This window comes from Streptomyces nodosus (genome assembly GCF_008704995.1).
Lineage (GTDB): Bacteria > Actinomycetota > Actinomycetes > Streptomycetales > Streptomycetaceae > Streptomyces > Streptomyces nodosus.
Genome location: NZ_CP023747.1, coordinates 5,526,293 through 5,537,408, shown reverse-complemented (window position 1 = coordinate 5,537,408; position 11,116 = coordinate 5,526,293). Strand labels below are relative to the sequence as shown.

The 11,116-nt window shown below is 70.7% G+C and carries 11 protein-coding genes; 8 read left to right on the top strand and 3 right to left on the bottom strand.

What is annotated here, in order from left to right:
- The first annotated feature begins 142 nt into the window (after window positions 1-142).
- Window positions 143-1,084: an ion transporter gene (locus CP978_RS24965; RefSeq protein ID WP_079162300.1), complete on the top strand. Its 942-nt coding sequence runs from the start codon at window positions 143-145 to the stop codon at window positions 1,082-1,084.
- An 87-nt stretch (window positions 1,085-1,171) separates the two neighbouring features.
- Here the strand turns inward: CP978_RS24965 and CP978_RS24960 are convergent, their stop codons facing one another.
- The gene (locus CP978_RS24960; protein ID WP_052454264.1) at window positions 1,172-1,621 is read right to left on the bottom strand and encodes a pyrophosphohydrolase domain-containing protein; all 450 of its coding nucleotides are present in this window, start codon (window positions 1,619-1,621) and stop codon (window positions 1,172-1,174) included.
- A gap of 163 nt (window positions 1,622-1,784) precedes the next feature.
- Here CP978_RS24960 and CP978_RS24955 point away from each other — a divergent pair, with 163 nt between their 5' ends.
- The gene (locus CP978_RS24955; protein WP_043444474.1) at window positions 1,785-2,783 is read left to right on the top strand and encodes a TAXI family TRAP transporter solute-binding subunit; all 999 of its coding nucleotides are present in this window, start codon (window positions 1,785-1,787) and stop codon (window positions 2,781-2,783) included.
- 400 nt (window positions 2,784-3,183) lie between these two features.
- On the opposite strand, the gene CP978_RS24950 is transcribed toward CP978_RS24955, so the two are convergent.
- Both CP978_RS24950 and CP978_RS24945 read right to left on the bottom strand, forming a co-directional pair.
- Window positions 3,184-4,623: a sensor histidine kinase gene (locus CP978_RS24950; protein ID WP_043444472.1), complete on the bottom strand. Its 1,440-nt coding sequence runs from the start codon at window positions 4,621-4,623 to the stop codon at window positions 3,184-3,186.
- Window positions 4,624-4,632: 9 nt separating this feature from the next.
- A complete protein-coding gene (locus tag CP978_RS24945) occupies window positions 4,633-5,319 on the bottom strand; it encodes a response regulator transcription factor (protein ID WP_043444471.1) in 687 nt (228 codons plus the stop codon).
- A 378-nt stretch (window positions 5,320-5,697) separates the two neighbouring features.
- Here CP978_RS24945 and CP978_RS24940 point away from each other — a divergent pair, with 378 nt between their 5' ends.
- From CP978_RS24940 to CP978_RS36430, 6 genes are all read left to right on the top strand, one after another.
- Window positions 5,698-6,474 (top strand): amino acid ABC transporter ATP-binding protein, encoded by a 777-nt coding sequence (locus CP978_RS24940; RefSeq protein ID WP_043444470.1) that lies wholly within the window; start codon window positions 5,698-5,700, stop codon window positions 6,472-6,474.
- A 98-nt stretch (window positions 6,475-6,572) separates the two neighbouring features.
- Entirely contained in the window at window positions 6,573-7,412 is an 840-nt protein-coding gene (locus CP978_RS24935) for a glutamate ABC transporter substrate-binding protein (RefSeq protein ID WP_043444468.1), read from the top strand.
- A 74-nt stretch (window positions 7,413-7,486) separates the two neighbouring features.
- Window positions 7,487-8,152 carry an amino acid ABC transporter permease gene (locus CP978_RS24930; protein ID WP_043444465.1) on the top strand — a complete coding sequence of 222 codons (666 nt, stop codon included), beginning with the start codon at window positions 7,487-7,489 and terminating at the stop codon, window positions 8,150-8,152.
- Window positions 8,149-9,033 carry an amino acid ABC transporter permease gene (locus CP978_RS24925; protein WP_043444463.1) on the top strand — a complete coding sequence of 295 codons (885 nt, stop codon included), beginning with the start codon at window positions 8,149-8,151 and terminating at the stop codon, window positions 9,031-9,033. Before CP978_RS24930 ends, CP978_RS24925 begins: the two co-directional genes overlap by 4 nt.
- A gap of 177 nt (window positions 9,034-9,210) precedes the next feature.
- Window positions 9,211-10,884 (top strand): FAD-dependent monooxygenase, encoded by a 1,674-nt coding sequence (locus tag CP978_RS24920; RefSeq protein ID WP_043444461.1) that lies wholly within the window; start codon window positions 9,211-9,213, stop codon window positions 10,882-10,884.
- 39 nt (window positions 10,885-10,923) lie between these two features.
- Window positions 10,924-11,112 (top strand): putative leader peptide, encoded by a 189-nt coding sequence (locus CP978_RS36430; protein WP_079162299.1) that lies wholly within the window; start codon window positions 10,924-10,926, stop codon window positions 11,110-11,112.
- The last annotated feature ends 4 nt before the right edge of the window (window positions 11,113-11,116 follow it).

The window sequence follows — 11,116 nt, the reverse complement described above, 5'->3', positions numbered from 1 at the left end:
AGGAGTGCCCCGTCGGCCACCGCGCGTGACCATACGGCCGACGTGCGGTAGAAGTCTCCCCAGAGGAATGATCACTCGATGCGTCCGCCGGCCCGACCGGTCGCCGGGCGCATTGTGCTGCACGGAGGGACACAGAGGAAGCATGACGGACGTGACCGCGGGGCGGGCCTCCGTCCGCGAGACGGTGGCGCGGCGGAGCCGTGCCCTCACCGAGGCACGTTGGTTCGCCATCGCCGTCTTCGGCCTGATCGTGGTGAACGCGATGCTCCTCGGCCTGGAGACCTACAGCGGTGTGGTCGAGGACTGGCACCGCTGGTTACGGCTGGCCGAACACTGCTGCGTCGCCGCGTTCACCGTGGAGATCGCGCTGCGGCTGGCGGCCCATGCCGACCGCCCGGCGGCGTTCTTCCGCGACCCGTGGAACCTGTTCGACGTGGTCGTGGTGGCGAGCGCGTTTTTGCCGGTGGTCAGCGAGAACACCACGATCCTGCGGCTGCTGCGGCTGGCCCGGGTCCTGCGTACGGCGCGGTTCCTGCCCCAGTTGCGCATCGTCCTGGTCGCGGTCGTCCGCAGTCTGCCCGGCACACTGAGCTTTCTGCTCGTCGGGACGCTGGTGCTGTATGTGTACGCGATGGCCGGCTGGGTGTTCTTCGCGCGCCAGGACCCCCAGCACTACGGGTCCATGGGCCGCGCCCTTCTGACACTCTTTCTGCTGATGACCCTGGACGGCATAGGCGAGGCGGTCCACGCGGGTCTGGAGGTCTCGCGCTGGAGCATCTTCTATTACGCCTCCTATGTGCTGCTCGCCTCCTTCGTCCTGGTCAATGTGCTGATCGGCATCGTCGTCACCTCCTTCGACGAGGCCCGCGACCTGGAGGCGGAAGAGCAGCCGCCGGAGACGCCGGGCGAGCCGCAGCCCCTGCGGGACCGGATCGCCACGGTCCGCCGCGCGCTCGACGAGCTCGAGAGCGAACTCGACCTCCATCAGCCCTCGCGATCACGCCGCGGGGGACCCGAGCCGGGGCGCGCGGCCGGCCGACGCGCGCGGGGCGGACACCCCCGGGGCGTGTGGGTGCGCCGGTGAGCGGTCGCGCTCGAGGGCGCGCCCGCGAGTTCATGACGTCGGCGAGTTCATGACGCCCGCGGGTCGGCGCGCCCGCACGGGCGGGTCCTACGGCCGTGCGGGCGTCGGGTCCTGGGAGCCCTGGGAGGAGTCCTGAGGCGTCCAGCCCTGACGGCGCAGGATCTCCGCGATGTCCGGGGCACGGTAGTGGTCGCCCTTGAGTACCTTGCCGTCGGCCCGGCGGGAGACGGTGCCGTCCGGGCCGATCTTGGTCATATTGGCGCGGTGGATCTCGGCGATCACGGCGTCCAGGTCGATGCCGTGCACCAGGGCCGTGCCGTACGCCACATACACGACATCGGCCAGTTCATGGGCCAGCCGGTCGAGGGGGCCGGTCACGGACACCTCGACGACCTCCGCGGCCTCCTCGGCGAGCAGTTCCCCGCGGTGTGCGGCCAGTTCCGGGGAGACCTCCGTCGGCTCGGTACGGGCGTCGAGGCCGAAGGCGAGATGGAACTCTCGGACGAGGGCGGCGGGGGAGGCGGGGGAGGGACGCATTCCGCGACCCTATCGGCCCGCTCCGCCGGTTTTCCGCACCGGCCCCGCGCCCCGTCCCGCCGCCCGTGTTCCACACCGGGCCGCGTGTCCCGCCCTGCCGCCCGGTCACCGGCCGGGCCCTCACCCTGGTCAGGGGCGCCCATGGCCTGGCAGGATCGCGCGCATGTCCCAGGCACTCACCCGGATCGGCGGACGCCGCGCACTGCTGGGCTCGGCCGCCGTGCTCACGGCCCTCGGGCTGCTGCTGTGGTGGCTGCTGCCGATCGGCGACGGGACGCCCCGCGGCACGGTCACCGTGAGCACGGGCACCCCGAGCGGCGTCTACCAGAAGTACGGCGTGCTGCTGCGGACGGCGCTCGCCAAGGATCTGCCGGAGCTGGACGTCCGGTTGCTGAACAGCGACGGGTCGCAGGAGAACGTGCGGCGTGTGGCCGCGGGGAAGGCGGACTTCACCATCGCGGCGGCCGACGCCGTGGAGATGTACAAGCTGGAGAACAAGCCGGGGGCCGACCGACTGCGCGCCTGCGCACGGCTGTACGACGACTATGTGCATCTGGTGGTGCCGCGCTCGTCCCCGGTGCGTTCCGTGGCGGACCTCAAGGGCCGTACGGTCGCCGTCGGGCCGAGCGGGTCCGGGGTCCGGCTGATCGCCGAGCATGTGCTGGAGGCGGCCGGCCTCGACCCGGAGAAGGACATCACACCGCTGTCCGACGGCATCGGGACCATGCCCGACCGGCTCAGGCACCACAAGATCGACGCGTTCTTCTGGTCGGGCGGACTACCCACCAGCGCGGTCACCGAGCTGTCGCGGAACTTCCCCGTCCGCCTGGTGCCGATCGGCAGCGACCTGGTGACCAAGCTGCATCAGCAGGGCGGCTCCTCGCGCTATTACCGGGCCGCCCTGATACCCGCCGACGCCTATCCGGACGCCGAGCGGGGGTCGTCCGTGCAGACCGTGGCCGTCGCGAATCTCCTGGTGACCCGGGAGGACATGGACGCGGACCTGACCGAGCGGATCACCCGCGTGGTGATCGACAGCCGGGACCGGATCGGAGCGCAGGTTCACGCGGCCCAGCTGGTGGATCTGCGCACGGCGATCTACTCGGATCCCCTGGAGCTGCACCGGGGCGCCCGGCGGTACTACCGCTCGGTGAAGCCCTGACTCCGGGCGCCGGGCGCACGGCCCGGCATCCTGGCGCGCGCGGACGACCGCTCCGCGCCCCCGGCGCAGGACCGACACCACCCCTCGCGCCCGGAGCACGACTCGTTCCGTGCACCTGGGAAAGGACGCGAGACCCCCGACGTCCCGGCGTAGGGCGCGCATCCCGGCGCACCGCATGACACCCCGGCAAGCCCTACAGCTCCGGGCCCCGGAGCGCGCGCGACAGCTGCGCACCCGGCGCACGGCCGAAACCACCCCGCGCGCCCGGAGCAGGACGCGACCGGTAGCGCCGCCCGGAGTGTCGCAGCCGGCCCGCACCTGGATCCGGGCAGCTGCCCGCGGGTGCCGCAGCCGGGTGCCGTCCGGGGCAGGCGCGGCCTCAGCGGCCGGTGCCCCGGCGTCAGGGAAGCCCGATGGGCTCCCCCGTGGGTCCGCCCGGCCGGACGTCCGACCGGGGGACCGTGACCGTCACCTTCAGCCCGTGCGGCCGGCGGTGCCGGTAGGAGATCGAGCCCCCGCCCGCCGTCAGCAGCGCCCGGGAGATCGACAGGCCGAGTCCTGAGCCCTTGATGTTCTGGTGTGCCGCGCTGCGCCAGAAGCGGTCGCCGACGCGGGCGAGTTCCTCGTCGCCGAGCCCCGGACCGCCGTCGGTGACCACGATCGTGGCCCTCTCGCCGCTCGCCGCGACCGCCACCTCGACGCGCTCCCCCGCCGGCGTGAACTTGACCGCGTTGTCGATGACCGCGTCCAGCGCGCTGGACAGCGTGACCGGGTCCACCCAGGCGGTGGTGGGCGGGCAGTCCCCGGTCAGCCGCACCCCTTGGGCCGCCGCGGCCGGTCCCCAGGCCGCGACCCGCTCGGCGGCCAGGGCGCCGATGTCGGTGAGCCGGAGCTCCACCTCGGTGTGTTCGGCGGTCGCCAGGTCGAGCAGATCGTCCAGGACCTGGGCCAGGCGCTTGCCCTCGGTGCGCACCGAGGCGATCTCCTCGTTGCCCTCGGGCAGTTCGAGGGCGAGCAGTTCGATGCGCAGCAGCAGCGCGGCGAGCGGATTGCGCAACTGGTGGGAGGCGTCGGCGACAAAGGCGCGCTGGCGTTCGAGGACCTCCTCGACGTTGTCCGCCATCTCGTTGAAGGACCGGGCCAGACGTCGCAGTTCCGGCGGCCCGCCGGCGGGTGCCACCCGGGACTTGAGCCGTCCGGTCGCGATGTCGTGGGTGGTCGCGTCCAGGACCCGTACCGGCCTGAGCACCCAGCCGGTCAGCCGCAGTGCCGCGCCGACGGCGAGCAGCATGGCGGCGCTCTCGCCGACGACGATCAGCAGCCAGCCGTGCTGGATCCTCGACCGCATGTCCCCGGTGGGCGAGTCGGTGACGACCACCGCGATGACATCGCCGTCGCGGATGACCGGAGAGGCCACCACCAGCCTGCTGCGCTGCCAGGGCCAGACCTGCTCGGGATCGTGGCTGCGGCGGCCGAGCAGGGCCTCGTTGAAGGCGTCACGGCCCTCGCCCTGCTCCGGCAGATACCAGTCGTTCGGTGCGTTGGCCATGGGTACGTCGTCGCGGTAGTAGACGCCGGCCCGAATGCCGTACACGCTGTAGTACATGGCGAGCTCCTTGCGCAGGGTCTCGCCGCGTTCATCGACGGTCCCCGCGAAGGGGCCCGAGGGACGGTCGGTGACGAACTGCGCCAGCGCCGCGAAGCGCGCCGTGTCGTCGATGCGGTCGACCACGACCCGCTGCTGCTGCGCGGCGGCGAGGCTCACCGCGAGCGGAACGCCGAGCGCGAGCAGCACGGCGGCCATCAGGACGATGAGCAGCGGAAGCAGGCGAGTGCGCACCCGTCCCCGCTAGGCGGCCGGGGCGACGAGCCGGTACCCGACGCCGCGCACGGTCTCGATCAGGGCCGGCAGGCGCAGTTTGGAGCGCAGGGACGCCACATGCACCTCCAGCGTGCGCCCGGTCCCCTCCCAACTGGTCTGCCACACCTCGCTGATGATCTGCTCGCGGCGGAACACCACGCCGGGGCGCTGGGCCAGCAGGGCGAGCAGGTCAAACTCCTTCCGGGTCAGCTGGACCGCGGAACCGCCCACGCTGACCCTGCGGGTGAGCAGTTCGATGTGGACGGCACCCAGTCGCAGCGCCGTCTCGGTGGCTCCGGTGTCGTCCAGGTGCGGGGTGCGCCGGCTGACGGCATGGATGCGGGCGAGCAGCTCACCGGTGTCGTACGGCTTGACCACATAGTCGTCGGCGCCCAGGTTGAGGCCGTGGATGCGGGAGCGTACGTCGGCGCGCGCGGTCACCATGATGACCGGGGTGTTGGTGCGCTTGCGGATCTTGCCGCAGACCTCGTAGCCGTCCTGGTCCGGCAGGCCCAGGTCGAGCAGGACGACACCGAAGCCGTCGCCCTCGGGGACCAGCGCCCGGAGCGCCTCCTCCCCGCTGCGGGCATGGGTGACGTCGAAGCCGTGCCTGGTGAGCACCGCGGACAGGGCGGCCGCGACATGGTTGTCGTCCTCGACGAGCAGCAGTCTCATTCCGGCCCCCTCCGGTTCGTCGGTCGTACGGTCCCTTCGCTCACGGTCGGTTCAGGGATGCGCGCCCACCCGGAACCGGAAGGCGTCATCGGCTGAAGTGCGTCGTCCCTGCCTCGTCCATGCGTCGTCCGCACGAACACGAGCACGCGCGCGTGTGCACCAAGGCAGTCACGCCGATGAACAAGGACCGCGTCAAGAGTCTGAAAGTCGCCGGGCGGCATCCGTTACCCAGCCGGTACGCGCCCGGGTCAGCCCGCTACCGGACGTGCCCATTGTCTACCGGATCGTGATGCTCAGATCTCCCTCAGATGTAATGACGCAGGTCGTACGCATCACTACTGTCCTCCGAAACCGAGCGAGGACGGAGCCAGTCAGCACATGACCGAAGTATCGGTGGCCAAGGACTCGGTGGCCGCAACCGACGAGCTGGTCGTCCTGAAGAGCGTCAACAAGCATTTCGGCGCGTTGCACGTGCTCCAGGACGTCGACCTGACCATCGCCCGTGGCGAGGTCGTCGTGGTCATCGGCCCGTCGGGGTCGGGCAAGTCCACTCTGTGCCGCACCATCAACCGCCTGGAGACCATAGATTCCGGCGACATCCGGATCGACGGAAAGCCGCTGCCCCACGAGGGCAAGGAGCTGGCGCGGCTGCGCGCCGACGTCGGGATGGTCTTCCAGTCCTTCAACCTCTTCGCGCACAAGACGGTGCTCGAGAACGTGATGCTGGGCCAGGTCAAGGTCCGCAAGGCGGACAAGCAGAAGGCCGAGGAAAAGGCGCGCGGGCTGCTCGACCGGGTGGGTGTCGGCACCCAGGCGGACAAGTACCCCGCGCAGCTCTCCGGCGGCCAGCAGCAGCGTGTGGCGATCGCCCGCGCGCTGGCCATGGACCCCAAGGTCATGCTCTTCGACGAGCCGACCTCGGCGCTGGACCCCGAGATGATCAACGAGGTCCTCGAGGTCATGCAGCAGCTCGCCCGTGACGGAATGACCATGGTCGTCGTCACCCATGAGATGGGCTTCGCCCGTTCGGCGGCCAACCGTGTGGTCTTCATGGCCGACGGCCGCATCGTCGAACAGGCCACGCCGGACCAGTTCTTCAGCAACCCGCGCAGCGACCGGGCCAAGGACTTCCTGTCGAAGATCCTGCATCACTGACGCCCCGGGCCGCGCCCGACGGCCTGCGCCACCAGCCACCGACGGCCCCTGTCCGGGGCCTCGGTCAGCATCTCTTCACCACGCAAAGGACGTTCACCATGAAGCTCCGCAAGGTCACCGCGGCCACGGTCGCCGTGCTCGCTCTCGCCACCGCCGCCACCGCCTGCTCGTCGAACGACAAGGGCGACGGCGGCTCCTCCGGCGGCGGCAGCAAGAAGATCAAGATCGGCATCAAGTTCGACCAGCCGGGCATCGGCCAGAAGACCCCGCAGGGCTACACCGGCTTCGACGTGGACGTCGCCACCTATGTCGCCAAGCAGCTCGGTTACGACGCCGGCCAGATCGAGTGGAAGGAGTCCAAGAGCGCCGACCGCGAGACCATGCTGCAGCGCGGCGACGTCGAGTTCATCGCGGCCTCCTACTCGATCACCCCGGAGCGTGAGCAGAAGGTCGACTTCGCCGGCCCGTATCTGCTCGCCCACCAGGACGTGCTGCTGCGCGCCGACGAGAAGAAGATCAAGGCGCCCGCCGACCTGAACTCCAAGAAGCTGTGTTCGGTGACGGGCTCCACCTCGGCCCAGAACGTCCACGACAAGCTCGCCCCGAAGGCCAACCTGCTGGAGTACCCGACGTACTCGGCCTGTCTGACGGGTCTGCAGAACGGCGCCGTCGACGCGCTGACCACCGACGACTCGATCCTCGCCGGCTACGCCTCGCAGGACGCCTTCAAGGGCAAGTTCAAGCTCGGCGGCTTCAAGATGACCAACGAGAACTACGGCATCGGCGTCAAGAAGGGCAGCGACCTCAAGGCGAAGATCAACTCTGCTCTGGAGAAGATGGTCTCGGACGGCGAGTGGCAGAAGGCCGTGGACAAGAACTTCGGCCCCGCCGACTACAAGAACGAGCCCGCGCCGAAGATCGGCAACATCGTCCAGTAAGCAGGGCCTGACGAGGTGCGCCGCCCTCGGGGCGGCGCACCCGGCCTTTCCGACACGCGGAAGCGCGGGACCTCATGTTCGACTTTCTTGATCGCTACGACCTGCTGGCGGCGTTCTGGACGACGGTGCAGCTCACCGTCCTCTCCGCGGTCGGCTCCCTGATCTGGGGCACTGTGCTGGCCGCCATGCGCGTCGGCCCGGTGCCGGTGATGCGCGGCTTCGGGACCGCCTATGTGAACATCGTGCGGAACATCCCGCTGACCGTGATCATCTTGTTCTCCTCGCTGGGGCTCAGTCAGACGCTGGGGATCAACCTCGGCGCGACCGACTTCCAGGTCATCAACTTCCGGCTGGCCGTCCTCGCCCTGATCGCCTACACCTCGGCGTTCGTCTGCGAGGCGCTGCGTGCGGGCATCAACACCGTGCCCGTCGGGCAGGCGGAGGCGGCCCGCGCGCTGGGGCTGGGCTTCACCCAGGTGCTCACGCTGGTGGTGCTGCCGCAGGCGTTCCGCTCGGTCGTGGGCCCCCTGACCAACGTACTGATCGCCTTGACGAAGAACACCACGGTGGCGGCCGCGATCGGTGTCGCGGAGGCGGCCCTCCTGATGAAACAGATGATCGAGAACGAGGCCCAACTCCTGCTGATCTCCGCGGTGATCGCCTTCGGGTTCGTGTGTCTGACGCTGCCGACCGGCCTGATCCTCGGCTGGGTGGGCAAGAAGGTGGCGGTGAAGCGATGAGTTCCGTCCTCTACGACGCCCAGGGGCCCCGGGCCAAGCGGCGCAACGTCCTCTACTCGGTGCTGTTCGTGGTCCTCGCGGCCGCAGTGCTGTGGTGGGTGATCACCGGGCTCAACGACAAGGACCAGCTCGCCTGGGACAAGTGGAAGCCGTTCCTCGCAGGTACGGAGGCCTGGTCGACCTATCTTCTGCCGGGGCTGTGGAAGACCCTCGAGGCGGCGGCCCTGTCGATGCTGATCGCACTGCCGCTCGGTGCGGTCCTGGGTATCGCCCGGCTCTCCGAGCACGCCTGGATCCGGGTCCCGGTCACCGTCGTGGTGGAGTTCTTCCGGGCCATCCCGGTGCTCGTCCTGATGATCTTCGGTCTCGCCCTGTTCTCCGGCTACACGAACGTCAACTCGGACGACAGCCCGCTGTACGCGGTGGTCACGGGTCTCGTCCTCTACAACGCCTCGGTTCTCGCGGAGATCGTCCGGGCGGGCATCCTGGCCCTGCCGAAGGGCCAGTCCGAGGCCGCGCTGGCGATCGGCCTGCGCAAGAACCAGGCGATGCGGTTCATCCTGCTGCCGCAGGCGGTCACCACCATGCTGCCGGCGATCGTCAGCCAGCTGGTGGTGATCGTGAAGGACACGGCGCTGGGCGGCGCGGTCCTCACCTTCCCCGAACTGCTGGCGGCCGTCTCGCCGATGGCTTCCTACTACGGTGCCAACACCATCGCGAGCTTCACGATCGTGGCGCTCATCTTCATCGCCATCAACTTCTCGCTGACGACCTTCGCGAGTTGGCTGGAGAAGCGGCTGCGACGGGGCAAGAAGTCGACCGGAGCGGTGCTTCCCCCGGCGTCGGTCGCGGGGAGCGAGTCGACCGGCGCGACTCTCTGACGCGCTCTTTCTCCTCATGCTCCACAGGGGGGCGGTGGCATGATCGCCACCGCCCCTCGCTCGCTTGACGTGGGCCGCGGCAGTGGGTTGCATACGCATTGTGATCGTGCACCCTGCTCCGACTTTCTCTTCACCCACGCCCCTCAGGGCACCACTGCGAGCAGGGGGCACCGCGCCGTGGACCCGGTGATCATCGTGGGGGCGGGGCCCGTCGGGCTCTCGCTGGCGCTGGCGCTGGCCCGCCAGGACGTGCCGTCCGTGCTGCTCGACGAGGGTCCGGGCCACGACGAACAGCGGGCCGCCCGCACCGTGGTGCTGCGCGAGGACACCACCGCCCTGCTGGAACGACTGACCGGGATGCCGCTCGCCGAGGCCGGACTGCGCTGGAGCGGATGGCGGTCGATGCGGCGCAGACAAGTGGTGCGGGAGGTCACGTTCCGCTCCCCGGGCGCGCGGGAGCGGCACGAGAGCGGATACGGCACCACCGACACCCTCAAGAACGCGGACGACGGCCCCGGCGCCGCCGAGGAACCCGCCCCGCTGCACCTCGCCCAGCATGTGCTCACCGGTGCGCTGCGGCACGCCATCGCCCGCGAACCGCTGGTGAAGGTCGCCGTGGAGAGCCGACTGGACCTGCTGGAGCAGGAGGCCTCGGGTGTCACGGCGCACACACGCGGTCCCCGGGGCACCTGGTGGCGCGGCAGCTTTCTGGTCGGCTGCGACGGGCCGCGCTCCACGGTACGCAAACTGCTCGACATCCGCTTCCCGGGCCGTACGGCCGTGGAGCGCCACGCCGTTGCCGCCCTGCGCACCGAACTGCCCTGGCCGGACCGGGCGTTGCTGCACCGGGCACCACCGTGGCGGACGTCCTGGCCCTCGGGCGGGGAGGTCTCCGCACGTCCCCTGCCCCAGGGGGTGTGGCGCCTGGACTGGCTGCTTCCGCCGGGCAAGGACCTGGTCACGCCCGAGGTGCTGGTGACCCTCATCCGGGAGACCCTGGCGGGCTGGCACGAGGGGACCACTCCCCCGTACGAACTGCTGGACACAGGCGTCCACACCGTCCACCACCGGCTCGCCCGCCGCTGGCGGGCCGGCCGGGTCTTCCTCGCCGGGGACGCCGCGCATCTGCTCGGCGCGCTCGGCACCCAGGGTCTCGACGAAGGCCTCAGGGACATCGACAACCTCGCCTGGAAGCTGGGGATCGCCTGGCACCACAGCCCGCGCAAGGCGCTGCTCGACAGCTACCAGGCGGAACGCCGCGCGGTGGTGGCGGACCGGCTGCGCGCCGCCGACCAGGCGCTGCCACAGTTGCGCGGCGGGGGGCTGCGTGCCCTGGTGCCCGGGTCCGCCCGCGGTCATGACGCCCTGCTCGCCCACGCCCATCTGGGGCAGGGTGCGTTGGGTGCGCCGGGGGCGTACGCCAACTCGCCGCTCGCACCCGCGTCCGCCGAGTCCGCGGTGCCCGTGGACACCGCCCCCGGGGAACGGATCGCCGATGTGCGGGTGACGGCCGAGGACGGCTCGTCCGTGCGGCTGTGGGACCGGCTGGGCCGCGGATCGCTACTGGTGGTGCTGGTCGCGCCGGGCACCGGCGTATGGGAGCGCAAGCACTGGCTGTCGGCCGGGATCATGCCCCGACTGGCCGCGGCGGTGACCGCCCTGCCCCATCCCGCGGAGCTGCTGGTCGCCGAGGGCTACCCGGGGGCGGCTCCCCATACGGTCCTGCTGGTCCGTCCGGACGGCCATCTGGTCACGGCGCTGAGCGGGGTGCGCCCGGCGGACCTGTACCAGGCGGCGGAGGCCACGGTGGGCGGCACGGCACCGGAACAGGCCACGGCGAACGCGAGCTGACGGACGCGGCGCCCGTCCGCGTCGGCCGGGTCTTTCGCGATGCCGGCCGGGGTCTTTCGCGGTCAGGTCCGCCCCGCGGCCCGGCGTCCGCACTGCGGCCCCGAGTTGACCGGCCCGCACCGCCATGGTGTACTCCGGATCGTGACCGACACCTGTGTGCGCCTGTGGCGGAGGGTCCATATGGACCTCGTCCGCTATGCGGGCTGCGTGTGTCGCCCGTCCTGCTGACATC

What these genes read in the sequence shown, in the direction of transcription:
- CP978_RS24960 (WP_052454264.1), bottom strand. Translation starts at nt 1,621, where the DNA reads ATGCGTCCCTCCCCCGCCTCCCCCGCCGCCCTCGTCCGAGAGTTCCAT.
- CP978_RS36430 (WP_079162299.1), top strand. Translation starts at nt 10,924, where the DNA reads ATGCCGGCCGGGGTCTTTCGCGGTCAGGTCCGCCCCGCGGCCCGGCGT.
- CP978_RS24940 (WP_043444470.1), top strand. Translation starts at nt 5,698, where the DNA reads ATGACCGAAGTATCGGTGGCCAAGGACTCGGTGGCCGCAACCGACGAG.
- CP978_RS24965 (WP_079162300.1), top strand. Translation starts at nt 143, where the DNA reads ATGACGGACGTGACCGCGGGGCGGGCCTCCGTCCGCGAGACGGTGGCG.
- CP978_RS24930 (WP_043444465.1), top strand. Translation starts at nt 7,487, where the DNA reads ATGTTCGACTTTCTTGATCGCTACGACCTGCTGGCGGCGTTCTGGACG.
- CP978_RS24925 (WP_043444463.1), top strand. Translation starts at nt 8,149, where the DNA reads ATGAGTTCCGTCCTCTACGACGCCCAGGGGCCCCGGGCCAAGCGGCGC.
- CP978_RS24955 (WP_043444474.1), top strand. Translation starts at nt 1,785, where the DNA reads ATGTCCCAGGCACTCACCCGGATCGGCGGACGCCGCGCACTGCTGGGC.
- CP978_RS24935 (WP_043444468.1), top strand. Translation starts at nt 6,573, where the DNA reads ATGAAGCTCCGCAAGGTCACCGCGGCCACGGTCGCCGTGCTCGCTCTC.
- CP978_RS24945 (WP_043444471.1), bottom strand. Translation starts at nt 5,319, where the DNA reads ATGAGACTGCTGCTCGTCGAGGACGACAACCATGTCGCGGCCGCCCTG.